Raw genomic sequence first — 25,846 nt, forward strand, 5'->3', positions numbered from 1 at the left:
TTTACAGTCCAAAAGTGTGAAGGGGGAACGCAGCATGAGTTTACGCTATTTAACAGCGGGGGAGACGCACGGCCCCCAGCTTACAGCCATTATTGAGGGATTGCCCAGTAATTTGACACTTGACTTTGAAGAGCTTAATTTCCAGCTGCACCGGAGACAGAAGGGCTACGGCCGCGGACGCCGGATGCAGATTGAGAAGGATACTGCCCAGATTGCCGGCGGTGTACGCCACGGCTATACTACCGGAGCTCCTGTAGCGCTCATTGTGGAGAACAAGGACTGGACACACTGGAAGAACATTATGAATATTGAGCCGATTCCGGGCAGTGACGAAGAGAAGCGCCGGGTGAACCGTCCGCGTCCCGGTCATGCGGACCTGAACGGCGGACTTAAGTATAACCATACCGATCTGCGTAACGTGCTCGAGCGCTCCAGCGCCCGTGAGACAGCAGCAAGAGTAGCTGTAGGCGCGGTTGCCCGTCAGCTGCTTGCAGCCTTCGGAGTGAAGATTGCCGGACAAGTTATCCGGATCGGAGAGATTGAAGCACCGGCTAACGATCTGCCTATCGATGAGCTGATTACCCGGACTGAAGAATCCTCTGTGCGGGTAGTGGACAAGGAGACGGAGCAGAAGATGGAGGCTTACATAGACAAGATCAAGGAAGAAGGCGACTCCATCGGCGGGATTGTGGAATGTATTGTCGAAGGTCTGCCTATTGGCCTTGGCAGTTATGTACAGTCCGACCGCAAGCTGGATGGTGCCATCGCCGGAGCCGTGATGTCGATCAATGCCTTCAAGGGCGTGGAGATCGGGATCGGCTTCGAAGCCGGGAAGCTGCGCGGCTCACAGGTCCATGACGAGATTATGTATGAAGCCTCGAAAGGGTACTTCCGGGCGAGCAACCGGCTGGGCGGGTTCGAAGGCGGAATGACCAATGGAATGCCGGTGGTCGTCAGAGGGGTAATGAAGCCGATCCCGACGCTGTACAAACCGCTGCAGAGTGTGGATATCGACACGAAGGAGCCGTTCACAGCCCAGGTGGAGCGCTCAGACGCCTGTGCCGTTCCGGCAGCTTGTGTCGTACTGGAGAGTGTAGTAGCCTGGGAGATTGCCAAGGCGTTCCTGGATAAATTCGGCGGTGACTCTCTGGAAGAGATCCGCGCGAACTACAATAATTACCTGGCTCAGCTGGAGAGCTACTAAGATGCGCAGCATTACTGTTGACTTAGGGGAACGTTCTTATCCGATTTATATCGGCAGCGGTCTGCTGCAGAGTATCGGCGAACGCTGCACCGAAGCCGGATTCGCGCAGCGCAGCCCGCTGCTGGTGGTCAGTGATACCGAAGTAGCGCCGCGTTATCTGGAGCAGGTGGAGACTTCCCTCCGCAGCAGCGGATATACGGTGGTCAGCCATGTCATTCAGGCGGGTGAAGCTTCGAAGTCACTAGCCGTCTATGAAGAAGTCATTACCACAGCGATTCAAGGCGGTCTGGACCGCAGCTCAGCCGTGCTGGCGCTTGGCGGGGGAGTCGTTGGCGATCTGGCCGGCTTCGTTGCTGCATCTTATATGCGGGGAATCGGGTTCATGCAGATTCCAACGACCATACTCGCCCATGACAGCAGTGTAGGCGGCAAGGTGGCCGTTAACCATCCGCTGGCCAAGAATATGCTGGGCGCCTTTTATCAGCCATCTATGGTGTTATATGATCTGGACACCTTAGCTACACTTCCACCCCGGCAGGTCGCTTCAGGCCTGGCTGAGGTGGTCAAGCACGGGCTGATTCTGGACCGTGAGTTCGCTTACTGGTGCCAGGGGCATGCGGACAAGCTGCTGGCACTGGACCCCGAGGCGCTGGGATATGCGCTGGAACGCGGCTGTGCCATCAAGGCGGAGGTAATCGGCGGTGATGAACGGGAGCATGGACAGCGTGCGATTCTGAATCTGGGGCATACCATCGGACATGCCATTGAAGCTGTCGGCGGCTATGGCACCTTCCTGCATGGAGAGGCGATTGCGATCGGGATGGCCGGATCTGCTCTGCTCGCAGCGAAGCTGGGCCGGGACAGACAGATCTACGAGGACACAGTGTCCATGCTCACCGCCTTGTCGCTGCCCACCCGGCTTCCTTCGCAGTACAGCGGGGAAGAGCTGATGGAAGCGATGATGCATGACAAGAAATTCAAGGAAGGCCGAATGACTTTTATCGTGCCGGAGGCCATTGGTGAAGTAAGTATCATCAGTGATGTACAGGCAAGCGATGTCTCAGAAGTCATAGCCCAGCTTAAGAAGGAGGGGAGCCCATGGTGAACCGGGGCATACGCGGTGCAACGACCGTAACCCAGAATGAAGAGACGGAAATTTTACGTGAAACGGTGATCCTGCTGAGGGAAATTGTGGAGCGCAATGATGTGATCGCAGAGGATATCTGCAGTGTGTGGATTACGATGACTGCTGATCTGGATGCAACCTTCCCGGCACGGGCGATCCGTGAGATCGAAGGCTGGGAGATGGTTCCGCTGATGTGTTCCGTGGAGATCCCTGTGAAGGGCAGCCTGCCGAATTGTATCCGCCTGATGGTGCAGGTGAACACCGACAAATCCCAGCGCGATATCCGTCATGTGTATCTGAATGAAGCCCAGCGGCTTCGCCCGGATCTCTCACAGAGCAAGTAATAAATTATAGCCCGCGGGGTTGTCAATGACTACCGTCATCATGTATAGTGAAGTTAGCCGAGTAAAGCAGAGTTTAGAATGAGTTGAGTAGAGTATAGTTGAGCTGAGTGTAGGACCTATTGCAGAGCAGACCCTTGATTGTCAGTGTTCTTTTTTGGTATACCTGTATAGCCGTAACTTATAATGAGTTGCATCTGCGCTATCCCTGTATCCATGGAGGAATCTCTAGCATTCGATTGGGTTCATGCCGGTCCGAGGCGCTAATTCACATACTGACTATCAACAAACCTCTACTCCGGTAGAGGTTTTTCTGTATTTCGGACAATATCCGTTATCCCCTAGGAGGTTACCCAAGTGACGAATCCGAGCATTGAAGAAGTGGTGTCGCTGTCGCGCGAATACAATCTGATCCCGGTCGTAACAAGATTGCTGGCTGATATGGAAACGCCGATCCGGCTGTTCCAGCGGTTTGCAGAGCAGGATCGCGCATTTTTGCTGGAGAGTGTAGAGGGCGGCATTCAATGGGCGCGTTATTCTTTTATCGGCAGTGATCCGTTCCTGATGATCTCCGGCAAAAAGGGGAAGATCCAGGTGGAGGTCGGCGGCGAGAAAAAACAGCTGTCCGGCAAACCTGTCGAGGAGCTGAAAGCGCTGCTCCGTTCCTACCGCAGTCCCAAACTGGAAGGTATGCCGCCGTTTACGGGCGGAGCCATCGGATTCTTCGGCTATGATCTGCTGCAGTATTATGAGAAGCTGTCCGCACATGCGGTAGATGACCTGAATATGGATGACATCCGCTTTATGTTCTGTGACCGCATTATCGTCTTCGATCATGTGAAGCAGCAGATCCTGCTGGTGGGTAATCTTCATATCAAGGATGGAGATACGGATTCGGATATCCGGGCGGGCTACGAGGAACTGAGCAATCGCTTAGTGAGTCTGGCAGAGGAGCTGCAAAAGGAAGGCCCGAAGGAGAACGTCAACCGCCGCAGCATTCCGCAGGATATCGAGCTTGGTGAGATTCACTCGAATCTCACCAAGGAGCAGTATATAAGTAACGTAGAGCAGGCCAAAGAATACATCCGTGCCGGAGATATCTTCCAGGTGGTGCTGTCACAGCGGATGCATATCGAGACCGAGGTCTCTCCGCTGCATGTGTACCGGATGCTGCGCATTCTGAACCCATCCCCTTATATGTATTATCTGAAAATGGATGAGGAGATCATCGTCGGCACCTCGCCGGAAGCGCTGGTCAAGGTGGACGGCGGACGGGTGGAGACCCGGCCGATTGCCGGAACCCGGCCGCGCGGAGCGAGCGCGGCAGAGGATCATCAGCTCGCCGCAGAGCTGATGGAGGACGAGAAGGAACGTGCGGAGCATCTGATGCTGGTCGACCTGGGCCGCAATGATCTCGGCCGGGTCTCGAAATTCGGCAGCGTGAAATGCAATACATTTATGGAGATCGAGAAGTACTCGCATGTCATGCATCTGGTCTCGAATGTGACCGGAACGCTGGCCGAGGATAAGGATTTCTTCGATGCCTTCCTTTCCTGCCTTCCGGCAGGTACGGTATCAGGAGCGCCGAAGCTGCGGGCGATGGAGATTATTGCCGAGCTGGAGCGGGAAGCCCGCGGCGCTTATGCCGGAGCGATCGGCTATCTCGGCTTCTCCGGGAATATGGATTCCTGCATCACGATCCGTACGATTATCTTCCGCAAAGGCCGCGCTTATGTGCAGGCCGGAGCAGGAATCGTCTGGGATTCTGTGCCGGAGAAGGAATATGAGGAGACAGTGAACAAGGCCAAGGGAATGCTGAAAGCAATCCGAATGGCGGAAGCGATGTTCCCTGCTGAAATGAAGGAGAAGCAGGTCATTAACCAGGATTATATGTATGAATATACCCCGTGAACCGGGAATTAGCAGAGACGAGATCAGAAGAGCAGAGAATGCTCCATAAAACTTAAAAATTTTAGGAGGACATGAACTATGGACGCAAGCCAGTTACTACAATCAGGAATTGCCGGTTTAATCGAGGGAAAGGATCTTACCCGTACGCAGGCCCGCGAGATTATGGGCACGATTATGGAAGGTGCAGCTTCACCCGCACAGATCGGATCGCTGTTGACCGCGCTGCGGATCAAAGGCGAGACCGTTGAAGAAATCACCGGCTTCGCAGAGGCGATGCGCGGTTTCGGAACACAGGTGCTTACCGAGCGGAGCCAGCTGCTGGATACCTGCGGCACGGGCGGCTCCGGTATTCATAAATTCAATATCTCCACAGCTTCAGCGATTATCTCTTCCGCTGCTTCTGTAAGAGTTGCGAAGCATGGCAACCGTTCGGCGTCCGGGAGAGCGGGCAGTGCAGATGTGCTGGAAGCGCTCGGCGTCAATATTCATCTGAATGCAGAGCAGGCGCGGCAATGTCTGGACAGTATCGGCATCTGCTTCCTGTTCGCTCAAATCTATCATCCGTCCATGAAGCATGCCGCTGCTCCCCGCCGTGAGCTGGGTGTACGGACGGTCTTCAATATGCTGGGCCCGCTGACCAATCCGGCCGGAGCAGACCGGCAGCTGATGGGCATTTATGACCGCAATAAGACAGAGACGGTTGCCAAGGTCCTGGGTGAGCTCGGCTCCAAGCGGGCGATGATTGTGAGCAGTCTGGACGGTCTGGATGAGATCAGCATCTCGGCACCGACGCAGGTCTCCGAGCTGAAGCAGGGCGTAGTCACCACCTACGAAATTTCACCGCAGGAGCTTGGCCTCAGCCAGCATCCGCTGGAGGATGTCATGGGCGGCGATGCTGCAGAGAATGCGGCGATTATCACTACAGTGCTGGAGGGGAATATCAATCCGTACCGTGATATCGTACTGGCGAATGCCGGGGCCTGCATCTATGTCGCCGGTCTTGCCGATACACTGAAGGAAGGCGTGGACCGTGCCAGAGAGGTTGTTGATTCAGGGGCGGCCCTGCGCAAGCTGGAACAGTTAAAAGCGATGACAAAGGAGCTTGATTATGTATCTTGACCGGATTGTTGCCACGAAAGTGAAAGAGGTAGAAGCGTTAAGCCAGCAATTCTCGCTCGCCGCGGCGGAGCGCTCCATTGCCGCATTGCCTGCTACCAGAGGCTTCCGCAGCGCTCTGACTGAACGCCGGAACCGGGAGATGGGGCTGATCGCCGAGGTGAAGAAGGCCTCGCCGTCCAAGGGGCTGATCCGGGCCGATTTTGATCCGGTGACGATTGCCCGGGGCTATGAAGCGGCAGGAGCCGATTGCCTGTCCGTGCTGACGGACAAGGATTATTTTCAGGGCAGCGGCGTGTATCTGCAGCAGGTAAGAGAGGCGGTGAAGCTTCCGCTGTTGCGCAAGGACTTCATTATCGATGAGAAGCAGATCTACGAGGCCCGCCTGCTTGGCGCGGATGCGATTCTGCTGATTGCGGCCATTCTGACCCCGCAGCAGCTCGCAGGGTTCACCGACTCCGCTGCCGCGCTTGGACTCGATATCCTGATTGAGGTCCATGACCGCACTGAACTGGAGACGGTATTGTCTACGGGTAAGGCTGAACATCCCGGCGTTCTGCTGGGCATCAATAACCGGAATCTCAAGACGTTCGAAACCTCACTCTCCGCTACGGAGGAGCTGGCAGCTTTGCTGCCAGCCGGTCTTCCGGTAATCAGCGAGAGCGGGATTACAGGGCCGGAGGATATTGCGTATCTCCGCAAGACACGGGCAACCGGTGTGCTGGTCGGAGAATACCTGATGCGCCAGCCGGATGTAGAGCAGGCGGTCCATCAGCTGCTCGGTCCGCTTCCTGCCGGGAAGGATCGCGTGCATCGTGACTGAACCCCTCGTAAAAATCTGTGGACTTCAGGGCGTTGAAGTGCTAAAATCTATGAATAGTTTGCCGCTCGATTATGTGGGTCTGGTGTTTGCGCCCAGCCGCCGGAGGGTTACTACTGATGTGGCTGCGGAGCTGATTGCAGAGCTGGGCAACTGGAAGTCTGAGCCTGCGCCCCGACCGGTGGGCGTATTCGTTAACCCCGGCCTTTCCGAGCTGGCAGAGCTGCTGAGAACTGTACCGCTGGATGTTGTGCAGCTTCATGGACAAGAGAGTCCGCAGTTCTGTGCGGAGGTCAAGGCGGCTTTTCCCCAGGTTAAGGTCTGGAAGGCCCTTTCGGTAGCCGGACGTAATCCTGAAGCAGGGGATGAGGTTCAGCCTCTGCTGGACAGCTATGCGGGCACCATTGATGCTCTGCTGCTGGACACCTATGATCCGCAGGAGCGCGGCGGTACGGGCCGTACATTTGATTGGGAGCAGATTCCCTTATACCAGCAAGCGGCGGCGAAGCATGCGCTGCCTTTATTTATAGCCGGAGGCTTGCATCCGGACAATGTGAACGAGCTGCTGGACGGCTACGCTCCTTATGGCGTGGATGTCTCCAGCGGAGTTGAGAGTAACGGCAGTAAGGACATTGCCAAAATGACAGCTTTCGTAGAAAGGGTGAAGCAATCATGATACAAGTACCGGACAAAAATGGACGTTTTGGTTCTTTTGGAGGCCGCTTCGTTCCTGAGACCTTGATGACTGCACTGATCGAGCTGGAAGAGGCTTACAATAAATTCTCGGCAGACCCGGCCTTTCAGGAGGAAATCGATTATCTGCTCAAGCAGTATTCGGGCCGCGAGACCCCGCTGTATTATGCAGAGCGGCTAAGCAAGGAGCTTGGCGAGGCCAAGATCTATCTGAAGCGGGAGGACCTCAATCATACAGGCGCCCACAAGATCAACAACGCTATCGGACAAGGCATCCTGGCCAAAATGATGGGTAAAACCAAGGTGATTGCCGAAACCGGCGCAGGCCAGCACGGAGTAGCGACAGCTACGGTAGCCGCCTTGCTCGGTATGGAATGCAAGGTGTTCATGGGTGAAGAGGATACCCGCCGCCAGGCGCTGAATGTCTTCCGCATGAAGCTGCTCGGGGCAGAGGTTATTCCGGTGACATCCGGCTCCAGAACGCTGAAGGATGCCGGGAATGAGGCGCTCCGCTACTGGGTGAGCAATGTGGAAGATACGTTCTACGTACTTGGCTCTGCGGTAGGTCCCCATCCGTATCCGATGATGGTCCGCAACTTCCAGCGGATTATCGGGGATGAGACCCGCCGCCAGATTCTGGAGGCGGAAGGGCGCCTGCCGGATTTGCTGGTTGCCGCAGTAGGCGGAGGCAGCAATGCTATCGGCATGTTCTATCCGTTCATGGAGGATGAGCAGGTGGCGATGATTGGTGTTGAAGCCGCCGGTAAAGGCGTAGACACTCCGTTCCATGCAGCAACCATGAGCAAGGGAAGCCATGGCGTGTTCCAGGGCTCGCTGAGCTATCTGCTGCAGGATGAGCATGGACAGGTCATCGAGGCCCATTCCATCTCGGCCGGACTCGATTATCCGGGCGTGGGGCCTGAGCATTCCTATCTCAAGGACATTCACCGTGCCCAGTATGTGCCGGTGACCGATGCGGAAGCGCTGGAGGCGCTGAAGCTGCTCTGCGTGACGGAAGGGATTATTCCCGCTCTGGAATCAGCTCATGCCATTGCCCATGTGGTCAAGCTTGGCAAGACGCTGACCAAGGATGATATTGTGGTGATCTGCCTGTCAGGACGCGGCGACAAAGATGTGGAATCCATTATGGCTTATACGGAAGGGGCGGAGCAGCAATGACAACCGAAACGACGAACCGGATGGACCTGACGTTTAACCGGCTGAAGGCGGAAGGCCGTACTGCCCTTATTCCGTTCTTAACCGTAGGCGATCCTGATCTTGAGACGACGCTGGATATTATTGCCGAGCTGGAGGCAGCGGGAGCGGATATTCTGGAGCTGGGCGTTCCTTACTCCGATCCGCTGGCCGACGGTCCGGTCATCCAGCGGGCGTCTGCAAGAGCGCTGCGCAGCAAGGTTCATCTGCGCACCTGCATGGAGACGGCGCTGAAGGCCCGGCAGGCAGGCAGTGAACTGCCGTTCATCCTGTTCACGTATTACAATCCGGTGATGCAGATGGGGCTGGATACGTTTTTTGCGCAGCTGAATGCCCATGAGATCAGCGGGCTGATCATCCCTGACGTGCCGGTGGAGGAATCAGAGGACCTGCGTGCACGCAGCCGTGCCGCCGGAGTGAATCTCATTCCGCTCGTGGCCCCGACCTCCAGCGAACGGATTGCCCGGATCGTATCCGGCGCCAGCGGCTTTGTCTATTGCGTATCCTCGCTCGGTGTAACCGGGGAACGCTCAAGCTTCCACAGCGGAGTAGATGAGTTCATTGCATCCGTCCGCCGGTCTACGGACCTGCCTGTTGCTGTAGGATTCGGGATCTCCACTGGAGAACAGGTATCCCGTTTTGCGAAGATCTGTGATGGTGTAGTAGTCGGTAGCGCGATTGTCCGTAAGGTGGAGGAGGTTATTCCCCTGCTGTCCCAGCCGCAGACGAGAAGCGCCGGACTGTTGCAAATTCGTGAATTTGTGGCACAATTAAGACCTAATTAATATTTGGAGAGCGAGGATCACCCATGAATCCAAAACCGAATATCGTTGACCTTCCTGTCTACAAGCCGGGGAAGCCGATTGAAGAAGTCAAGAAGGAGCTGGGCTTAAGCGAAGTCATTAAGCTGGCATCCAACGAGAACCCTTACGGGGCTGCACCAAGTGCGAAGGCCGCTATTGTAGCGGAGCTGGATAATCTCTTTTTATACCCGGACGGCTCTGCCGCAGAGCTGACAGCGACGCTGGCTAAGCATCTGGGCGTTACGGGTGAGCGTATTATTTTCGGATGCGGATCTGATGAGATTATTGCTCTGATTGCCCGTGCCTTCTTCCTGCCCGGTGACGAGACGATTATGGCCGATCAGACCTTCTCCGTATATAAGAGTAATGCGGATATCGAAGGGGCTATAACTATAGAAGTCCCGCTTAAAGACGGAACGCATGATCTGGATGCAATGCTGGCGAAGATTACAGACCGGACCAAGATCGTCTGGATCTGTAATCCCAACAATCCAACCGGTACCATTGTGCCCGAGGACGCCCTGATTTCGTTCCTGGATGCAGTACCTGCCAGCGTGATGGTAGTCCTGGATGAAGCCTATTACGAATATGTAACGGATCTCAGCTACACCGACGGCATTAAGCTGATCGACAAATACCCTAATCTGGTAGTCCTTCGTACCTTCTCCAAGATCTATGGTCTTGCGGCGCTCCGTATCGGCTATGGTGTGGCCAGCAGCCAGGTAATCTCCCTGATTAATCAGGTGCGCGAGCCGTTCAATACGACCCGCCTGGCTCAGGTGGCGGCGGTGGCAGCACTCTCCGATCAGGAATATGTGCAGCAGTGCCGTGCGCTTAACAGTGCAGGGATTGTGCAGCTTGAGGCGGAATTCGCGCGTCTAGGGCTTACGTCGTTCCCGGCTCACGGGAACTTCATTTTGGTGGATGTACGCAAGCCGGCTGCTGAAGTCTTCAATACGCTGCTGCGTCAAGGAATCATCGTCAGAACAGGCTTCCACCGGTATCCGACCTACCTGCGGGTGACCATCGGCTCCGCCGAGCAGAACACAGCCTTCGTAGCTGCCCTGGAGCAGGTGCTGAAGGAGCAGGAAGTTCGCGCATAACCGTGAGGGCTCAGCAGCTGGATTGACGATACCACAGAAGGCAGGTAGTACTAAGAAGATGACGACAAAAATAGCAATTTTCGGTGTCGGCCTGATCGGCGGCTCACTGGCCCTTTGCTTCAAAGGCAAGGAGGGTCTGACCGTTGTAGGCCATGCCCACCGCCCTGAATCTGCTGCTAAATATGTGAGCAGAGGTGTGGTTGATCAGGCTACATTATCACTTGAGGAAGCTGCACTGGATGCGGATTATATTTTTCTGTGTGTGCCGGTAGGCATGCTTGAGGACTATCTTCAGCGGTTAAGCAAGCTGCCGCTGAAGCCGGGCTGTATTATTACGGATGTCGGCAGCACCAAGGCCAGCATTGCGGAGTGTGCCCTTACACTGGATATTCCCGGTGTACATTTCATAGGAGGCCATCCTATGGCCGGATCGGAGCGTTCAGGCGTAGAGGCAGCCTCCTCCTTACTGTTTGAGAATGCGTATTACGTGCTTACACCTCCGCCTGGCGTGCCGGAAGCTGCCTACCAGGCTCTGGAGTCGCTCCTGCTGCATACGAGAGCGCAGATAGTCCGGCTTGATCCGGAGCGCCACGATGAGATTGTTGGAGCGATCAGCCATCTGCCGCATATTATTGCGGTAGCCCTGGTGAATCAGATTCATGCATACGACCATTCGGACTCGTTGTACAGCACGCTGGCTGCGGGGGGCTTCCGTGATATTACCCGCATTGCTTCGAGCGATCCGATCATCTGGCGCGATATTCTGCTGAATAACCGCTCTGTGATGCTGCAGCTGCTGAAGGATTGGAACGATGAGGTGTCCTCATTCATCCATCTGCTGGAGAGCGGGGATGGCGCAGGGATCGAGTCGGCCTTCCAGGAGGCGAATCAATTCCGCAGCCAGCTTCCTGAGCGGCGCAAGGGAATGATCACTCCGCTGTTCGATCTGCATATTGATGTTCCCGATCACCCCGGCATTATCGGCCGGATTGCTACGGAGCTGGGTGACCAGGGCATCAACCTTAGCAACGTGCAGATTATTGAGAGCCGCGAGGATGTTCCCGGGATCATGCGCTTGTCCTTCCGCCAGGAGAACGATATGGAGCGGGCCAGAATTCTGCTGCAGGAGAATGATTATACCGTATATATGTAAAAGCAGAGCCGGGGCCGGATGCCCCGGCTCTTATTTATTAATTAGAGGAAATTAAACTGCTGTCAGATGGTGCCCAGGCTGCGGCAGTAAACAAGCGGCCAGTAAATACCCAAATGTTCGTAAAAATGGACAAAAAAAAGACCGCTTACATAATAAGCGGTTACAGTTCACAATTTCTTGGAACCGTGTAGTGTTTGGATAGGAGTGGAGAGAAACCATACTGTACTTTTATTATATGTATCCGTTTACATTTTGTCAACACTTTATTTAAAGAAAATAAGACCGCTTTCATCGGACTGTCAGCGCATCTCTCAAAGTCTATTAATTTCCTCCCGTTAGAAACTATGCTATACTGGGTTAAGTATGTTTATAGATTCCTTCCAAGTATAGGTAACCGCTTGCTGAACAAGTGGAGACGGGCTGTGTTGTCCTGTAAGGAGAATGCTGCCATTCTTCTGTCTTACAAAAGGAATTGAAGGTTGGAAGCCTTAAATAACGGTAAGTTGAATATACATAGGAAGATTGGATTTTTGTGCTGCAAAAAATGAAGGTATGCCGCAACTTTTTGTTACCTGCCCGGTATAAGTAGATACGGACCGGACGGGATTACACGTGCAAGGGCGAGGAGGGCCGACTCACCATGACGGATTCCCAGTTGATCCAGCTAATCAAGCAAGGCGATACAGAATTATATTCGGAACTCATGCGACGATATCAACGCAAGATATTGGCTTTTGTGTACCACATGCTGAAGAACTCCCATATGGAGCTGATTGCCGAAGACCTCTGTTCAGAGACCTTCTACAAAGCCTTCCGGAGTCTTCATTCCTTCCGGGAAGTGGATGCTTCTTTCTCCACATGGCTGTACACTATTGCCCGCAATACAGTGCTCAGTGAGCTTCGCAAGAACCGTGCCGGGAATGTGTCGCTTGAAGAGAGCGGCTATACACCTGTGGCACCGCTTGATGTTGCCCCGGAACAGGCAGCACTGCGCAAGGAACGGATGGAGCTCGTTCGCGAAGCGATTAACAATCTCCCGGAGAAGCAGCGCTCCGCGCTGATTCTGCGTGAATATGATCAGATGGATTATCAGGAAATTGCCGTGATTCTGGATCAGAGCGTCAGCTCAGTGAAGTCACTGCTGTTCCGGGCAAGGAGCAGTGTGAAGCTCCAGCTCGAATCCTATTTCTATGAGCCTGAATTTGAAGAGCAGGCTGAGAGGGTGTAAGGCCTATGAATTGCAGGGAAGCGCAGGATTCCATTCCACACTTGTGGGACGCTCCCCCCACAGATCCCAGGCGGATTAGACTTGAGAGACATATCGCAACCTGCTCCTACTGCAGTGCCGAATGGGCGCTGTGGCAGGAGACCAGTGAGCTTATGCAGGATACAAGATTCGATGTCAGCGATGAGCGGGCAGAAGCGATTAACAGTAAGGTTATGGAGCGAATCTATCTGGAGAGCCCCTGGCTTATGCCCGGTGACGGGAAGTCTGCGGGGAGTTCTACAGTATTCCGGCATCGCTTAAGCCTCTGGATTGCCTGTTTTTTAGCGGTGTTTATCTCAAGCTTCTTATATTTCACCGTGTTCAAGACCCCCTCGAATACGACGGCGGCACAGAGCGGGATCGTCGAGACAGGTGTGGCAGGCTTAACCCTGGACTGGTCTTCTTCATATCCGGTGGAGTCTGAGGGCGGGATTATTGAGCCGCTGGTGGCCAATATGGGCCCTGCACATCCGCAGTACTGGATGGTATTGTCGACGCTGGGCGTCGGATTATCCATATTCCTGCTGGTCCGTCTGAACCGGTACCGCAGACAATGAGAACCCCCTTCCCGAGCATGGAGAAGAGGGTTTTTGATTTGAATACAAGAATGTATCTGTTTCTACTTGTTCTAAAAAAGAAGACATTTGTTTTCATTCGTGTTACATTATTAAGCAAACATAAATAGGGAAGGGAACGGTGATAGGCGATGCTGATCGGCTTAATACGCCATGGGCTGACGGATTGGAATGCAGTAGGTAAAATTCAGGGACAAAGTGATATTCCGCTGAATGATGAAGGCAGGCGGCAGGCTGAGATGCTGGGTGACCGGCTGCTGCAGGAGCCTTATCACTGGGACTATTGTATTACCAGCAGTCTGTCCCGTGCAGCAGAGACCGGCAAGATCGTAGCGGCCAAGCTGGGCATTCCTTTACTTGAGCCGGATGACCGTATCCGTGAGCGTGCCTACGGCCAGGTGGAGGGCATGACAGCCGAAGCCCGTGAAGCCAAGTGGGGCAAGGATTGGAAGCTGCTGTCTCTGGGACAGGAGAGCGATGAGGCACTTCAGGTCCGGGGGCTTGCGTTCCTGGAGGATATTACGGCCCGGTTCCCGGGTAAGAATGTCCTGGTCATCTCCCATGGAGGATTCCTTGCACAGCTCTACACCGCACTCTACAAAGACAAATATTCGGAACGGCTCGGCAATCTCTCACTCACGATTCTGGAGAAGAACGAGCAGGAATGGAATCCTTTATTGTACAACTGTACCCGTCATATTTTACAAAAACAGCATTAACCCGACCCTTCGGGTTATTTTTTTTGCGGCAAAAGGAATAAAAAGGGCTGTATTTCCCATAATGGTAGTAAAACAGTGAGGCGATGAGAGATGAATCTGGCGGATATGCTCACTTATGCAGACATTGGTCAGCTGACCGCCATTGCGGGACGCTATCAGTGTGAATGCAAACGGAATTCCAAACATGATTTGATTCAGAGTATATTGATCACCTTGGGCAGCCGGGAGTTCATGGATTCCCATATTAAGGGGAGTTCCCCGGGAGAGCTGCGGTTGCTGAATAGCCTGCTCTTCGATGAACGCAGCCACTTCAGCCTGGAGGATCTGCTGGCTGCAGCCAGGCAGGCTTCCTTCGATGCTCCGCCCGGCAAAAGCGGTGACTACCGCGAGCTGGTCAGCCGGCTTAAGAACAGCGGCTGGCTGTTCAGCGGAGCTTCCCAGCAGAGCCGGTATCTGTTCCAGGTGCCGCTGGATCTGAAGAAGCGCTTCCGTGAGCAGATGGGCCGGTATTTGCAGGAACGGATTGTTCCGGGCCCGGAGCCGGCGGTGTACAGGGGGGAGGGGGATTTGCTGGCTGGAGATCTGCTGCTGTTCCTGCGGTATGTGAAGGAGAATGAGCCTGAGCTGAACCAGGAAGGCGCGCTCTATAAGCGCAATCAGCAGGGAGTGATGAATGCGCTGCAGATTGCAGAGCCTTTACTCGGCAAGGGCGGCTGGAGGTTCGGCTACGGCAGGGCTTGTGAGCATTATCCGCCGAGATTTGCCCTGCTGTACGATTATGCCCGCCACCGCCGCTGGATCTCCGAGGAGGGCTACAGGCTGCAGCTTACAGCGGCAGGCGGGCATTTTCTGGCGGAGGGGAAATCGGAAAAGCTGATGCAGTTATTCTCCTTTTGGTTAAGACTGTATAAAGGGGCTATTCCCAATTTGCCTTCGCTGGTCTACTGGATTAGTCTAAGTGCCGGCAGATGGGTGACCACAGCCTCGCTGTCAGAAGGAATCGGCTGGCTGATCAAGCCCTTTTATTACGATGATGCCGCTTCCATTTTCGAACAGCGAATCTTGCGGATGATGCTGCATCTGGGCATGCTTAAGCTTGGTGAGGAACCCGCAGGAACAGTGGTCATGATGACACCCTGGGGATGTGAGGCGGCTGTGCCGAAGCATCTGCTCAGGTAAGGAGGAGAGAGATGCGGATTGCCTATGGGAGTTACATACCGCAGCTTGACGAGACAGTCTATGTGGCGGAAGGCGCTAAGCTAGTTGGCGATGTAAGAATAAGCAAACAATCCAGTGTCTGGTTCAACGTCGTACTTCGCGGTGACCTGGCGCCGGTGATCATCGGGGAGCGCTGCAATATCCAGGACGGTGTGGTCGGCCATGTGGCGGACGGATTGCCGCTGGTGCTGGAGGATGACATCTCGGTCGGGCATTCAGCAATCATCCACGGCTGCCGGATAGGCAAGGGCACATTAATCGGAATGGGTGCAATTGTACTGAACGGAGCAGAGATTGGTGAATATGCTTTAGTAGGAGCCGGCTCCATTGTAACCGAGAACACAATCATTCCTCCGTACACGCTCTCCTTGGGCACACCGGCCAAAGTGGTCCGTGAATTGACAGAGCAGGATCTGCTGAGGATGGCACGCACAAGTGAAAGCTATGTGAAAAAAGCATTGGAATACGGAATTTCTTAAACAGCGGAGGTGTATCGAATGGACAAAATGAAGGCTACTTATGAAGTGATGCTGGGGCTGGCTGCGGAAATGGTGTGGGATGAAGCGTTAAGAAAGCGTCGTACCGACATGTTGTACCGGAAGATCGACACGGCGCTGGCTGCTGGTGATGAGGCGGCTTTCCGGAATCTGACAGAAGAACTGAAAAGTTTGGCATAGGAAATGCGCCTGGCGCATTTCTTTTTTTTCTCAAAATTAAGGATTGCCAAGCCGTATACACTTGTTTATGATGCTTTTAAAGTTAAATGCATGCTGCGGGATGCGGCTAGAGGGGGCGAATCTATGAAATTCAGTGATTTTGACAGTAGAACCTGGGAGACCGATGGACAATACTATGATACCTGCATCATTCCGTATAGCGGACTTCAAGGCACGGAGACTCCGCCTGAGACAGTTAAGTTACTTGAACGGCAGCGTGATTTCCTGGAAATGGCCGAACAACCGTACAAAGGGCGGGTCGTGACTTATCCGGCGGTACAGTATGCAGGGCCAGGAATGACAGCACTGATGAATGAGCTTTGCCGAAAAGTCAAATCCAGCGGCTTCCAGTACGCCATCGTGATGTCTGCCAATGAGGGGCTGCGCAGGGAGGAGGTATTTGAAAGCGATTTACTCCTTTGCCTGCCTGAGATAGCGGCCGATTCCAGAGCCTCGGTAAGCGTGTATGTGCGGAGTGAAATCCAGGCCCTATGGGAGAATGGAAAATAAGTTAAATGTGACGGAAAATCAACAATTTATCAAAAAAGCACCTTAAACGCCTGTCACAATTTAGACAATATTCTTGACGGGTTTTAGACCCTAAGCTATGATTAGGATGAACTTATATGAACTGTGATATTTTTCATTGAAAACGGAATTTTTACCTAAAAAACCTATGCAACAACTCTGCAGGTGCCTTCTCACATTTTGAAAAGGGGGTTACATACAGTATGAGCAGCCTTAATGAAGAAGAAGAGTCACTTCCGCAAGAACCGCCCAGCCGAAACGAGATGTCACGCAGACAGTTTTTGACCTACACACTAGGCGGGGCTACCGCCTTTATGGGTGCCGGAGTTATCCTGCCGATGGTCCGGTTTGCTGTAGATCCGATTCTGCAGAAAAAAGGCGAGGGGGAATTCATCAAGGTAGCGGAAGCGTCCAAAATTACAGAAGAGCCCCAGGAGTTCACCTTCGAGCTTCCGCAGCAGGACGGATGGTATGCGAGTACAGCGATGCTTACGGCGTGGATCCGTAAAGACGCGAACGGAGATATTTATGCGCTTTCACCGATCTGCAAGCATCTGGGCTGCACCGTAGGCTGGAATAATAACAAGGCGCATCCTGATGAATATCATTGCCCTTGCCATGGCGCCCGCTATACGAAGCAGGGCCGGCAACTGGCCGTGGCTGCCAAGCCGCTGGACCAGTACACCACCAAGATTGACGGAGGCTGGGTATATCTCGGTGAAATCGTCCCTAATACTGTTTCGGCGAAGGAGGCGTGAACGGCGTGTTCAAAAACGTATATAACTGGATTGACGAACGTCTGGATATTACACCGATCTGGAGAGATGTTGCCGACCACGAGGTCCCCGAGCATGTCAATCCCGCACACCACTTTTCAGCCTTTGTCTACTGCTTCGGCGGACTAACCTTCTTCATCACTGTAATACAGATCCTCTCAGGAATGTTTCTGACCATGTATTATGTCCCGGATATCATTAATGCCTACGCCAGCGTGGAATATCTGCAGACCAAGGTCGCCTTCGGTAAAATCGTCCGCGGCATGCACCACTGGGGCGCGAGTCTCGTCATTGTCATGATGTTCCTTCATACGATGCGTGTGTTCTTCACCGGTTCGTATAAGGCTCCGCGCGAGATGAACTGGGTAGTGGGGATGCTGATTTTCTTTGTCATGCTGGGACTGGGACTTACCGGTTACCTGCTTCCATGGGACAATAAGGCGTACTTCGCCACCAAGGTTACGCTGGAGATCGCCAATTCGGTTCCGTTCATGGGACCGGTGCTCAAGGAGCTGATGCAAGGCGGCAGTATTGCCGGCGCCGAGACGCTGACCCGGTTCTTCGCCTTACATGTATTCTTCCTCCCGGCGGTTCTGCTTATACTGCTTGTCGGGCACTTCATTATGATCCGCAGACAAGGCATATCCGGTCCGCTGTAAAATAACGTATAGGAGGCACGGTCATGGCACACGGAGACGACTCCAAAGAGAAGGTGATATTCGTCGGGGATTCCCGGGTCCGCAGAGGAAACGGATTCATTACCCCGCCGGATTATACGGCGTATCCGGGCAAATCGGAAGCCTTTATCCCTAACTTTCTGCTCAAGGAATGGATGGTTGGCGTAGTGGTGCTGGTGGGAATCCTGGTTCTAACCATCTCGGAGCCGGCTCCGCTCGGGTTCCCTGCCAATCCGGCAGCAACGGTAATTCCGATTCCCGACTGGTATTTTCTCTTTCTCTATCAGTATTTGAAGCTTCCTTATGCATCAGGTGACTATATCGTGCTGGGAACACTGGGCGTGACAGGCGTGGCCTTCGGTGCGCTGCTGCTGGCGCCTTTCCTGGATACCGGCCCCGAGCGGCGGTTCTACCGCAGACCGATTGCGTCCTCGCTGATGTTCCTGTCTCTCGCAGCAATCGTCTATTTGACCAACACAGCCTGGACAGAATACAAGCATGAGATGGCTGAAACCGGCCAGATTCCAGAGGATGTTCAGCGCGAGGAGAAGGCGGCCGAGAACAGGGCGGCGGGCTTGCCAACCACAAGTGCCGTCAAGCCGAAGGATATTGCCATTGTGGACAAGGATGATCCGGCGATGGCACTCTATAAGCAAGCAACCTGTATAACCTGCCATGCGGTAGATATGAAGGGCTCCGGCAGTTTTCCTTCGCTTCGGGGTGTAGGCGATAAGCATGATAAGGCGGCGATTCTTACTATTATAAAAGAAGGTAAAGGTCAGATGCCGCCAATGGTGGAGACGGCTATGGGAGCAGGGCTGACCGAGCAGGATATCGATGAGCTGGCCGGCTGGCTTGCCAAACAAAAAAGCGGACAGTAAAATAACAGTAACGCAGGACCTGATCGTGTATGCGCTCAGGTCTTTGTTATGTCATAAGAGTTGTAATGAAATCAGTGTTGTATTGAAATGAAGCTGCTACAGTCGGGGGGAAGTTGTTTGTATGCCGGGTCATTGGTTTGAGAAATTATTTAGGGACCGGAGAATAATATGGCTGCTGTTTATCGTGAATCTGCTCGGAACGGTCTACGGATATATGTGGTATGGCAACCAGCTCACGTTCACGGCGCAGACTGAACCGCTCTGGCTACTGCCGTTCGTTCCTGACAGCCCTACGGCCAGTCTGTTCTTCACGGCTGCATTACTGCTGCTGCTGTATCCGCCAAGAGGGCTTGCGGGGACGCTGATACGTGAACTGATTGAAGCGCTGGCAGTCCTAACCTCTGTGAAGTACGGAATATGGGCGGTCAGCATCATTGTGGCCGGCGGTTATCAGGGAGATTCCATCACCTGGAAGGACTGGATGCTGATGATCTCCCATATCGGAATGGCTGTGGAAGCTCTGATCTATGCCCGCTTCTTCACCTTCCGGAGAATGCTGCCTGTGGCGCTTGCGTGGACATTCGCTAATGATATAGTGGATTATTCACAAGGCGTGTATCCATGGCTGCCTTCTGTGCTTGATGATGATCTTATCGCTGTTCAGTACCTCACCATGGGGCTTACACTGTTCAGTACGGCTGCTGCCTGGCTGTTCTGCGGCCGGACAAGGCGTCCGGCACTTCCGGACAGCACTGCCATGAAGCACTGAGCCTCTGTTCTAACTCTTGTCCTTCCGCCATACATTAAGGTGGGAGGGATGTCTTATGCCGCGCAGAAAAGTATTCATACTGTCAGGAATTCTGCTGTGCTGGCTGCTGGCCGGTATCAGCGGAGGCCGCGTTCAGGCTGAAGCAGGGGATGCCGCTGCAGACCAGGGAAGTACGGCTTACATAGAAGCAGCCGGAAGTGTACCCAGTGATCCCGCTGCTCTCACGGCCAGAAGCGGAGCGCAGCGGCTGGAGCAGGCTGCGGAAGCTCTATACGGCTATGTGCTTGAAGGCGATGTGCTGAAGGCCCGCCAGGAGGCAGAGGAGGTCTCGCAGATCTTCATCTCTTCGTCCTTTGAAGGGATGACCTCAGTGGAGGGGGTCAATGCACTATCCTCTGTGATCCTGGACATGAAGTCGGCACTGGCTGCGGCCCAGCCGTCCCCGGAGAGATGGGAAGCGGCAGCGGCGAAGCTGCGGCTTGCCGCTAACAGCCTGAATCACCCCCGCCAGCCCATGTGGCTGCAGTACTATAAGCTGGTCCGTGAGGATCTGAACGATATGGAGCAAAGCGCTGCCGCGAATGATCTGAAGAGCTGGACAGCGGCCCTGGCAAGACTTCAGAGCCGGTATGCGAATATCCGGCCTGCGGTGATCATCTCCCGGCCTGCTGAGGCGGTGAGCACCTTTGATTCCTGGATGTCTTACGCAGGAGGGGTGGCAGGCTCGGAGCAGCCCGTGGAACGGGCCCGCCTGCTGGAGATTGTATCCTATGGGCAGGATGCAGCAAGAGTGATGTTCGGCAAGGACCGCAGCGAGCCGGTCCTGTCTCTGCCGCTGGCTCCGCAGCAATACGGGGGCTGGGCCCTGCTGGCAGGCGCGTTCATCCTTACGGTGCTCGTGTATACGGCTTACCGTAAGTACCGCGGCCAGAAGCAGAATCTAAAACCCGTGTAGACTTGAGCGGCGGCAACAGAGGATACAAAGAGGGCGGACCCCACAAGCAGCCATTGCCGGCTTGTGGGGTCCGCCCTTATGTGTGTATAGTTCAGGTCTCCCGGAAGCCTTCGCCGTGAACGTCGTGAACCTCACTGATAATGACGAAGGCTTTAGGATCCACCGACTTCACCAGCAGGCTTAGCCGGCGGATCTCCTGTCTGGAGACCACGCAATAGACCATATGCTTCGCCTGCTTGGAATAAGCGCCGATCGCCGGGATTAAGGTAACGCCGCGATCCATTTCTACGGTGATCAGCTCGGCAATCTGCGGGGCCTCGTCGCTGATGATGGTGAAGGCTTTGGCGGCGTAGGCTCCTTCCTGGATGAAATCAATTACACGTGAGGCGATGAAGACTGCCACGAGCGTATACAGTATTTTTTCGCGGGGAATGTAGAGCAGGGAAGCCCCGATAATGATGATATCCACGGCCAGAATAATCTGTCCCATGCTCCAGCCGAACTTGCGTCCGAGTATCCGTGCCACAATATCTACACCCCCGGTGGTGCCTCCGAAGCGGAAGACAATCCCCAAGCCCAGACCCAGGGTAACCCCTGCATATAATGAAGCAAGAATAAAATCATGCTCGGTACTGAACGTCACAATCCAGCCTGCCTTAATCATCCGCTCGAATAACCAGAGGAAAAAAGACAGCGAGCCGATGCCGAGTCCGGTATAGACGATCTGATTCGCCCCCAGCACCTTCCAGCCGAGCAGAAAGAGCGGAAGGTTCAGCAGCAGTGTCGTTAAGAAGATCGGGATGTTAAAGGCGTAATTGAGCAGGATGGTAATCCCGGTAACTCCGCCCTCCATCAGCTGGTTGGGAATGATGAAATACAGGAGTCCGAATGCGTAGATGGCCGTGCCCAGCATGATGGGGGCCACTGTTTTGCTGACTGTGCTGATTTTAATGGTTGAACTCATAACATCCCTCGCCTACGCCTCTAAATGGGCAATTTATATGTAATGATCCCCCCGGAGAGCACGTAAGCTCCAGGCGTCATTGCAAAAAAGATTTGTCTTCAAAACGTCTTTACGATAACATAGGGGCAAACAGAAGGCAAGAACACACGGGGGTGAAACGACAATTTATGGATAAAAGTCTTGGTGACATTCAGCGTGAGGTGGATGCCTATATCTCACAGTTTAAAGAAGGCTACTTCAGTCCGCTGTCGATGCTGGCCCGGATGTCCGAGGAAGTCGGGGAGCTGGCGCGCGAAGTCAACCATCAATTCGGCGAGAAGCCGAAAAAAGCGGATGAAGCCGATAATTCGATTGAGCTGGAGCTGGGCGACATTCTCTTCATTACCGTTTGTTTCGCCAATTCACTCGGTATAGACTTAACTGAGGCACATAATAAGGTTATGCACAAATTCAATACGCGTGATGCCGGGCGCTGGACGCCCAAAAACACCGATTAGGCCTATGCTACATATGCTGTACCAAACGAACGGGATTTAGCCGTAAGGATGGTGAGGATATGGATCATAATGATTATGTAAAAGCGGCCTACCGCTCAATACTCCGCAGTGACTTTGCTGAGGCCATCACCTTGTTCGAGGCGGCCATTGCCGCAAGTCCCGATGATGCGGAAGTCAGATACCGCTGCTCTATTACCTATGCCCGCAGCGGCATGCTGGACAAAGCTCTTGAGCATGCTGTAGCCGCACGCAGACTGGATGGAACCAAACCGGAGTATCAGCTGCATCTTCAGCATCTGCAGGCTCTTAAGCTTGTGCAGGAAGCGAAGCGGCTGCTGGAGGATGAAGCAGCGGACAGTGTGAATCCGTATCATCCGATTACGCTGCTGAAGGAAGCAGTATCGCTTGACCCTCTCTACGGGGATGCTTATGTATGGCTGGCGATTGCGCACAGCCGGATGAATGAACATCTGCAGGCGATTGCGGTATTGAAGGAAGTCATGTCGCTGCACCCGGATGACAGCGGACTGCGTCTGCTGATGAAGGATCTGCAAAAATCGCTGCAACACTATATACAATAATAACAGAGCCAGGGAAAGCGGGGAGAATTCATTTGAGTGACAAGATCAGGATTGTTGTTTCCGGAGCCGGAGGCAGAATGGGCAAAGAGGTTGTGAAGCTGGTATTGCAGGATGATGAACTCGAGCTGGCAGCAGCGGTTGACCGCTCTGCACATGGCAGAGATGCCGGACGGCTGGTTGGCCTTGAGGATTGCGGTGTACTTGTGACTCCGGATCTAGAGACTGCGCTTGCAGATACAGAGGCGGATGTAATGGTTGATTTTACGCTTCCACACTCTGCATATAGCAATACTGCGCTGGCGGTCAAATACGGCGTCCGTCCGGTTATCGGTACCACCGGCTTCACGCCGGAGCAGATCGCCGGGCTGGACAAGCAATGCCAGGAGCAGGGAATCGGCGGACTGATTGCGCCTAACTTCTCCATCGGCGCGATTCTGCTGATGAAATTTGCTGCCCAGGCCGCAAAGTATTTCCCTCATCTCGAAATTATCGAATATCACGGAGACCAGAAGCTGGATGCTCCTTCAGGAACAGCGATTAAGACGGCAGAGATGATCTCTGAGGCGCGGCAGGAGCTCCGCCAGGGACATCCGGAGGAAGAAGAGCTGATTGAAGGCTCGCGCGGCGGGTATTATAACGGCTTCCGTATTCACAGTGTGCGTCTTCCGGGCGTTTTTGCCCAGGAGGAGGTTGTATTCGGCGGGTTCGGACAGTCGCTGAAGATCCGTCATGACTCCTATGAGCGCGCGGGTTATATGCCTGGAGTCAAGCTCGGGATTCAAAAGGTGATGGGCTATACCGGCTTGATTTACGGTTTTGAGCATTTTATAGAATAGACGGGGAGAGAAACAGAATGTTGAAAATTGCTTTTATCGCACATGACCGCAAAAAAGATGAAATCGTTAATTTCGTAACTGCTTATGAGCATGTTTTTGAAGGTCATAAATTATTCTCCACCGGGACCACGGGCCAGCGTATCATGGAAGTGACCAAGCTCTCCATTCACCGTTACATGTCGGGGCCGCTTGGCGGCGACCAGCAGATCGGCTCGATGGTGGCTACGGATGAGCTTGATTTAATTATTTTCCTGCGTGATCCGCTGATGGCCCAGCCGCATGAACCGGATATTACAGCGCTGCTACGTCTGTGTGATGTGTATGGGATTCCGGTGGCCACGAATATTGCTACAGCAGAAATTCTGGTGAAGGCTATTGACCGGGGAGATTTCGGCTGGCGTGAGCTGGTACATAAATACAAGCCGGGTGTGGACGAGTTATGAAGCTTGACATTCTGGTATTCGGCGCGCATGCAGATGATGCCGAGATCGGCATGGCAGGGACGATTGCCAAGCATACTGCTGCCGGCTTCAAGATAGGAATGTGCGATCTGACCCGGGCAGAGATGTCCTCGAACGGCACGGTGGAGCTGCGGGAACAGGAAGCACAGCAGGCTGCCGCAGTGCTGGGCGCTGCGGTGCGGAGTAATCTGGGGCTGCCTGACCGAGGCCTGTATATGACAGAGGGCCATTTGGCGGCTGTAACAGCGGAAATCCGCCGCTATGCCCCGTCTATGGTATTTGCCCCTTACTGGGAAGACCGCCATCCTGATCATATTGCCTGCAGTAAGCTGGTGGAGGAAGCGGTATTTAACGCCAAGCTGCGCAAATATATGCCGGACAAGCCCGCTATCCCCGAGCCACAATTATATTTCTACTTCATTAATGATCTAGGACGGACGGATCTAATCGTAGATGTGACTGCGCAGTATCCGCTGAAGGAGCAGGCATTGTCCTGCTACCGTTCCCAATTTGGACTCGCTCCGGGTGAAGATGCCGTTGCAACGCCATTGACGGAAGGGTATATCGAGCGAGTCCGTTCCAGAGACATGCTGCTGGGCCAGCGGAGGCTCATTCCTTATGCCGAAGGGTTCGCCGGTAAGGTACCGTATACTGTAGATCTGTTCAGTGCTGCACGCGGATAAGGCGCCACTCGACAAAGCCCGGAAAACAACTATAATTAATTCATATCGTTACTTGGAGTAATAGAGCTAAGTTAAATGAAGGGGCGGAGCTATGGAGCGGCTAAAGATAGGCATCACTTGTTATCCTTCTCTTGGCGGCTCGGGCGTGGTGGCAACTGAACTGGGCAAACTATTGGCTGAAAAAGGCCATGAGGTTCACTTTATCACACACAGCATCCCGTTTCGGCTGGGAACGTTTCAGAAAAATATCTTTTACCATGAGGTAGAGGTTAACGATTATTATGTATTCCGCTATCCGCCATATGATCTGGCGCTGGCGACCAAGATGGCGCAGGTAGCCAAAATGCAAAATCTGGACCTGTTCCATGTGCATTATGCGGTTCCGCATGCGGTATGTGCTTTTCTGGCCAAGCAGATCCTTGGTAATGATATCAAAGTGGTTACCACGCTGCATGGTACGGATATTACAGTGCTGGGCCAGGATGAATCCCTGAAGGATCTGATCCGGCTGGGCATTAACGAGAGTGATGCGGTGACCGCAGTCTCCCGTGATCTGATCAAGGAGACTCGCAAGGCGCTTGATATTACGCGTGAAATTGATCTGACTTATAATTTCGTAGATAAGCGTGTCTATTATCCCCGGGATGTAACGGATCTGCGCGGCGACTTCGCGGCCCCGGATGAGAAGATTCTGATGCATATCAGCAATTTCCGCCCGGTCAAGCGGGTGAGTGATGTGGTGGATGTGTTCGCCAAGGTGAACCGGCAGGTGCCTTCCAAGCTGCTGCTGGTCGGCGAAGGCCCTGACCTGCCGAAGATTCAAGCTAAGATCAGCGAGATGGGCCTCGACGATCATGTCCGTTTCCTGGGTAAGCAGGACGAGATTGCCCAGGTGATCTCGCTGGCGGACCTGCTGCTGCTGCCTTCTGAGAAGGAGAGCTTCGGGCTGGTCGCCCTGGAAGCGATGGCCTGCGGCGTTCCGACCATTGGCTCGCAGGCCGGTGGGATTCCGGAGCTGATTCAGCATGGCAAGACCGGATTCCTTGCGCCAGTGGGCGATACGGAATCGATGGCAGAATATGCCGTCCGGCTGCTCTCGGATGAGGCGATGGCTGAGAGTTTCCGGCGCGCATGCCTGGAGCGGTCCTGCAATGATTTCAGCAGAGATATGATCACCAATCAATATGAAGATATCTATTACCGTGTGCTCGGGCGCAAGGTATCCGGATTAGACCCGATTCTGGGGTAAGGAGTATGA

Annotated in this window: 30 protein-coding genes; 29 read left to right on the forward strand and 1 reads right to left on the reverse strand. The window is 53.9% G+C overall.

Features of this window, described 5'->3' with window-relative positions:
- Nucleotides 1-34 precede the first annotated feature (34 nt).
- The 23 genes from aroC to MHH78_RS14285 all read left to right on the forward strand — a co-directional run bounded on the left by aroC (nt 35) and on the right by MHH78_RS14285 (nt 20,566).
- Nucleotides 35-1,204 (forward strand): chorismate synthase, encoded by a 1,170-nt coding sequence (gene aroC, locus MHH78_RS14175; RefSeq protein ID WP_341167763.1) that lies wholly within the window; start codon nt 35-37, stop codon nt 1,202-1,204.
- A gap of 1 nt (nt 1,205) precedes the next feature.
- Nucleotides 1,206-2,309 (forward strand): 3-dehydroquinate synthase, encoded by a 1,104-nt coding sequence (gene aroB, locus MHH78_RS14180; protein WP_340979732.1) that lies wholly within the window; start codon nt 1,206-1,208, stop codon nt 2,307-2,309.
- On the forward strand, nt 2,303-2,674 hold the full coding sequence (gene aroH, locus MHH78_RS14185) for a chorismate mutase (RefSeq protein WP_076079179.1): 372 nt from the start codon (nt 2,303-2,305) through the stop codon (nt 2,672-2,674). Before aroB ends, aroH begins: the two co-directional genes overlap by 7 nt.
- A gap of 354 nt (nt 2,675-3,028) precedes the next feature.
- Nucleotides 3,029-4,582, forward strand: a complete 1,554-nt coding sequence (trpE, locus tag MHH78_RS14190; RefSeq protein ID WP_341167764.1) for an anthranilate synthase component I — start codon at nt 3,029-3,031, stop codon at nt 4,580-4,582.
- Between the two features lie 78 nt (nt 4,583-4,660).
- On the forward strand, nt 4,661-5,701 hold the full coding sequence (gene trpD / locus MHH78_RS14195; protein ID WP_341167765.1) for an anthranilate phosphoribosyltransferase: 1,041 nt from the start codon (nt 4,661-4,663) through the stop codon (nt 5,699-5,701).
- Entirely contained in the window at nt 5,691-6,521 is an 831-nt protein-coding gene (gene trpC, locus MHH78_RS14200; RefSeq protein ID WP_076079181.1) for an indole-3-glycerol phosphate synthase TrpC, read from the forward strand. The genes trpD and trpC overlap by 11 nt, the downstream gene beginning before the upstream one ends.
- Nucleotides 6,514-7,194 carry a phosphoribosylanthranilate isomerase gene (locus tag MHH78_RS14205; RefSeq protein WP_339310374.1) on the forward strand — a complete coding sequence of 227 codons (681 nt, stop codon included), beginning with the start codon at nt 6,514-6,516 and terminating at the stop codon, nt 7,192-7,194. The genes trpC and MHH78_RS14205 overlap by 8 nt, the downstream gene beginning before the upstream one ends.
- Complete coding sequence (gene trpB / locus MHH78_RS14210; protein WP_341167766.1) at nt 7,191-8,390, forward strand: tryptophan synthase subunit beta; 1,200 nt, start codon at nt 7,191-7,193, stop codon at nt 8,388-8,390. The genes MHH78_RS14205 and trpB overlap by 4 nt, the downstream gene beginning before the upstream one ends.
- Nucleotides 8,387-9,211, forward strand: coding sequence for a tryptophan synthase subunit alpha (trpA, locus tag MHH78_RS14215; RefSeq protein ID WP_341167767.1), 825 nt, complete (start codon nt 8,387-8,389; stop codon nt 9,209-9,211). Before trpB ends, trpA begins: the two co-directional genes overlap by 4 nt.
- 23 nt (nt 9,212-9,234) lie before the next feature.
- Nucleotides 9,235-10,332, forward strand: a complete 1,098-nt coding sequence (gene hisC / locus MHH78_RS14220) for a histidinol-phosphate transaminase (protein ID WP_341167768.1) — start codon at nt 9,235-9,237, stop codon at nt 10,330-10,332.
- 58 nt (nt 10,333-10,390) lie between these two features.
- Nucleotides 10,391-11,485, forward strand: a complete 1,095-nt coding sequence (locus MHH78_RS14225; RefSeq protein ID WP_341167769.1) for a prephenate dehydrogenase — start codon at nt 10,391-10,393, stop codon at nt 11,483-11,485.
- Nucleotides 11,486-12,125: 640 nt separating this feature from the next.
- On the forward strand, nt 12,126-12,713 hold the full coding sequence (locus MHH78_RS14230; protein ID WP_036727278.1) for an RNA polymerase sigma factor: 588 nt from the start codon (nt 12,126-12,128) through the stop codon (nt 12,711-12,713).
- A 152-nt stretch (nt 12,714-12,865) separates the two neighbouring features.
- Nucleotides 12,866-13,309, forward strand: a complete 444-nt coding sequence (locus MHH78_RS14235) for a hypothetical protein (RefSeq protein WP_051478164.1) — start codon at nt 12,866-12,868, stop codon at nt 13,307-13,309.
- Nucleotides 13,310-13,458: 149 nt separating this feature from the next.
- The gene (locus MHH78_RS14240; RefSeq protein ID WP_339310367.1) at nt 13,459-14,046 is read left to right on the forward strand and encodes a histidine phosphatase family protein; all 588 of its coding nucleotides are present in this window, start codon (nt 13,459-13,461) and stop codon (nt 14,044-14,046) included.
- A 90-nt stretch (nt 14,047-14,136) separates the two neighbouring features.
- Nucleotides 14,137-15,225 (forward strand): hypothetical protein, encoded by a 1,089-nt coding sequence (locus MHH78_RS14245; RefSeq protein ID WP_341167770.1) that lies wholly within the window; start codon nt 14,137-14,139, stop codon nt 15,223-15,225.
- Nucleotides 15,226-15,236: 11 nt separating this feature from the next.
- The gene (locus MHH78_RS14250; RefSeq protein ID WP_341167771.1) at nt 15,237-15,743 is read left to right on the forward strand and encodes a gamma carbonic anhydrase family protein; all 507 of its coding nucleotides are present in this window, start codon (nt 15,237-15,239) and stop codon (nt 15,741-15,743) included.
- Between the two features lie 18 nt (nt 15,744-15,761).
- Nucleotides 15,762-15,941 (forward strand): IDEAL domain-containing protein, encoded by a 180-nt coding sequence (locus MHH78_RS14255; protein WP_036698090.1) that lies wholly within the window; start codon nt 15,762-15,764, stop codon nt 15,939-15,941.
- 123 nt (nt 15,942-16,064) lie between these two features.
- Complete coding sequence (locus MHH78_RS14260) at nt 16,065-16,490, forward strand: DUF2487 family protein (protein WP_341167772.1); 426 nt, start codon at nt 16,065-16,067, stop codon at nt 16,488-16,490.
- Nucleotides 16,491-16,711: 221 nt separating this feature from the next.
- Entirely contained in the window at nt 16,712-17,266 is a 555-nt protein-coding gene (locus MHH78_RS14265) for a ubiquinol-cytochrome c reductase iron-sulfur subunit (protein WP_036727269.1), read from the forward strand.
- Nucleotides 17,267-17,271: 5 nt separating this feature from the next.
- Nucleotides 17,272-17,943, forward strand: a complete 672-nt coding sequence (qcrB, locus tag MHH78_RS14270; protein ID WP_036727267.1) for a menaquinol-cytochrome c reductase cytochrome b subunit — start codon at nt 17,272-17,274, stop codon at nt 17,941-17,943.
- 23 nt (nt 17,944-17,966) lie between these two features.
- A complete protein-coding gene (locus MHH78_RS14275; protein ID WP_036727265.1) occupies nt 17,967-18,842 on the forward strand; it encodes a menaquinol-cytochrome c reductase cytochrome b/c subunit in 876 nt (291 codons plus the stop codon).
- Between the two features lie 121 nt (nt 18,843-18,963).
- The gene (locus MHH78_RS14280; protein WP_076079192.1) at nt 18,964-19,611 is read left to right on the forward strand and encodes a DUF1405 domain-containing protein; all 648 of its coding nucleotides are present in this window, start codon (nt 18,964-18,966) and stop codon (nt 19,609-19,611) included.
- Between the two features lie 55 nt (nt 19,612-19,666).
- Nucleotides 19,667-20,566, forward strand: a complete 900-nt coding sequence (locus MHH78_RS14285) for a sporulation protein YpjB (RefSeq protein WP_051478163.1) — start codon at nt 19,667-19,669, stop codon at nt 20,564-20,566.
- Between the two features lie 91 nt (nt 20,567-20,657).
- On the opposite strand, the gene MHH78_RS14290 is transcribed toward MHH78_RS14285, so the two are convergent.
- Nucleotides 20,658-21,530 carry a YitT family protein gene (locus tag MHH78_RS14290; RefSeq protein WP_200869567.1) on the reverse strand — a complete coding sequence of 291 codons (873 nt, stop codon included), beginning with the start codon at nt 21,528-21,530 and terminating at the stop codon, nt 20,658-20,660.
- Nucleotides 21,531-21,697: 167 nt separating this feature from the next.
- Between MHH78_RS14290 and MHH78_RS14295 the strand changes: the two genes are divergently transcribed.
- From MHH78_RS14295 to bshA, 6 genes are all read left to right on the forward strand, one after another.
- Complete coding sequence (locus MHH78_RS14295) at nt 21,698-22,027, forward strand: nucleotide pyrophosphohydrolase (protein WP_036698080.1); 330 nt, start codon at nt 21,698-21,700, stop codon at nt 22,025-22,027.
- Between the two features lie 59 nt (nt 22,028-22,086).
- Nucleotides 22,087-22,608, forward strand: coding sequence for a tetratricopeptide repeat protein (locus tag MHH78_RS14300; protein ID WP_076079193.1), 522 nt, complete (start codon nt 22,087-22,089; stop codon nt 22,606-22,608).
- Nucleotides 22,609-22,640: 32 nt separating this feature from the next.
- Complete coding sequence (dapB, locus tag MHH78_RS14305) at nt 22,641-23,444, forward strand: 4-hydroxy-tetrahydrodipicolinate reductase (protein ID WP_076079194.1); 804 nt, start codon at nt 22,641-22,643, stop codon at nt 23,442-23,444.
- Nucleotides 23,445-23,461: 17 nt separating this feature from the next.
- Complete coding sequence (gene mgsA, locus MHH78_RS14310) at nt 23,462-23,887, forward strand: methylglyoxal synthase (RefSeq protein ID WP_076079195.1); 426 nt, start codon at nt 23,462-23,464, stop codon at nt 23,885-23,887.
- The gene (gene bshB1 / locus MHH78_RS14315; RefSeq protein ID WP_076079196.1) at nt 23,884-24,588 is read left to right on the forward strand and encodes a bacillithiol biosynthesis deacetylase BshB1; all 705 of its coding nucleotides are present in this window, start codon (nt 23,884-23,886) and stop codon (nt 24,586-24,588) included. The genes mgsA and bshB1 overlap by 4 nt, the downstream gene beginning before the upstream one ends.
- Nucleotides 24,589-24,679: 91 nt before the next feature.
- On the forward strand, nt 24,680-25,837 hold the full coding sequence (bshA, locus tag MHH78_RS14320; RefSeq protein WP_036727254.1) for an N-acetyl-alpha-D-glucosaminyl L-malate synthase BshA: 1,158 nt from the start codon (nt 24,680-24,682) through the stop codon (nt 25,835-25,837).
- Nucleotides 25,838-25,846: the final 9 nt, after the last annotated feature.

This window comes from Paenibacillus sp. FSL H3-0333 (genome assembly GCF_038002805.1).
GTDB lineage: Bacteria > Bacillota > Bacilli > Paenibacillales > Paenibacillaceae > Paenibacillus_AQ > Paenibacillus_AQ silagei.

Excerpts from the sequence above, each read along its gene's own strand:
- MHH78_RS14295 (WP_036698080.1), top strand. The coding sequence starts at position 21,698 with ATGGATAAAAGTCTTGGTGACATTCAGCGTGAGGTGGATGCCTATATC.
- aroC (WP_341167763.1), top strand. The coding sequence starts at position 35 with ATGAGTTTACGCTATTTAACAGCGGGGGAGACGCACGGCCCCCAGCTT.
- bshA (WP_036727254.1), top strand. The coding sequence starts at position 24,680 with ATGGAGCGGCTAAAGATAGGCATCACTTGTTATCCTTCTCTTGGCGGC.
- MHH78_RS14225 (WP_341167769.1), top strand. The coding sequence starts at position 10,391 with ATGACGACAAAAATAGCAATTTTCGGTGTCGGCCTGATCGGCGGCTCA.
- mgsA (WP_076079195.1), top strand. The coding sequence starts at position 23,462 with ATGTTGAAAATTGCTTTTATCGCACATGACCGCAAAAAAGATGAAATC.
- aroB (WP_340979732.1), top strand. The coding sequence starts at position 1,206 with ATGCGCAGCATTACTGTTGACTTAGGGGAACGTTCTTATCCGATTTAT.
- MHH78_RS14260 (WP_341167772.1), top strand. The coding sequence starts at position 16,065 with ATGAAATTCAGTGATTTTGACAGTAGAACCTGGGAGACCGATGGACAA.
- MHH78_RS14255 (WP_036698090.1), top strand. The coding sequence starts at position 15,762 with ATGGACAAAATGAAGGCTACTTATGAAGTGATGCTGGGGCTGGCTGCG.
- aroH (WP_076079179.1), top strand. The coding sequence starts at position 2,303 with ATGGTGAACCGGGGCATACGCGGTGCAACGACCGTAACCCAGAATGAA.
- MHH78_RS14290 (WP_200869567.1), bottom strand. The coding sequence starts at position 21,530 with ATGAGTTCAACCATTAAAATCAGCACAGTCAGCAAAACAGTGGCCCCC.
- trpA (WP_341167767.1), top strand. The coding sequence starts at position 8,387 with ATGACAACCGAAACGACGAACCGGATGGACCTGACGTTTAACCGGCTG.
- MHH78_RS14275 (WP_036727265.1), top strand. The coding sequence starts at position 17,967 with ATGGCACACGGAGACGACTCCAAAGAGAAGGTGATATTCGTCGGGGAT.
- MHH78_RS14245 (WP_341167770.1), top strand. The coding sequence starts at position 14,137 with ATGAATCTGGCGGATATGCTCACTTATGCAGACATTGGTCAGCTGACC.
- MHH78_RS14235 (WP_051478164.1), top strand. The coding sequence starts at position 12,866 with ATGCAGGATACAAGATTCGATGTCAGCGATGAGCGGGCAGAAGCGATT.
- MHH78_RS14230 (WP_036727278.1), top strand. The coding sequence starts at position 12,126 with ATGACGGATTCCCAGTTGATCCAGCTAATCAAGCAAGGCGATACAGAA.
- MHH78_RS14265 (WP_036727269.1), top strand. The coding sequence starts at position 16,712 with ATGAGCAGCCTTAATGAAGAAGAAGAGTCACTTCCGCAAGAACCGCCC.
- MHH78_RS14240 (WP_339310367.1), top strand. The coding sequence starts at position 13,459 with ATGCTGATCGGCTTAATACGCCATGGGCTGACGGATTGGAATGCAGTA.
- MHH78_RS14285 (WP_051478163.1), top strand. The coding sequence starts at position 19,667 with ATGCCGCGCAGAAAAGTATTCATACTGTCAGGAATTCTGCTGTGCTGG.
- bshB1 (WP_076079196.1), top strand. The coding sequence starts at position 23,884 with ATGAAGCTTGACATTCTGGTATTCGGCGCGCATGCAGATGATGCCGAG.
- MHH78_RS14280 (WP_076079192.1), top strand. The coding sequence starts at position 18,964 with ATGCCGGGTCATTGGTTTGAGAAATTATTTAGGGACCGGAGAATAATA.
- hisC (WP_341167768.1), top strand. The coding sequence starts at position 9,235 with ATGAATCCAAAACCGAATATCGTTGACCTTCCTGTCTACAAGCCGGGG.
- MHH78_RS14300 (WP_076079193.1), top strand. The coding sequence starts at position 22,087 with ATGGATCATAATGATTATGTAAAAGCGGCCTACCGCTCAATACTCCGC.
- MHH78_RS14250 (WP_341167771.1), top strand. The coding sequence starts at position 15,237 with ATGCGGATTGCCTATGGGAGTTACATACCGCAGCTTGACGAGACAGTC.
- trpB (WP_341167766.1), top strand. The coding sequence starts at position 7,191 with ATGATACAAGTACCGGACAAAAATGGACGTTTTGGTTCTTTTGGAGGC.
- trpC (WP_076079181.1), top strand. The coding sequence starts at position 5,691 with ATGTATCTTGACCGGATTGTTGCCACGAAAGTGAAAGAGGTAGAAGCG.
- trpD (WP_341167765.1), top strand. The coding sequence starts at position 4,661 with ATGGACGCAAGCCAGTTACTACAATCAGGAATTGCCGGTTTAATCGAG.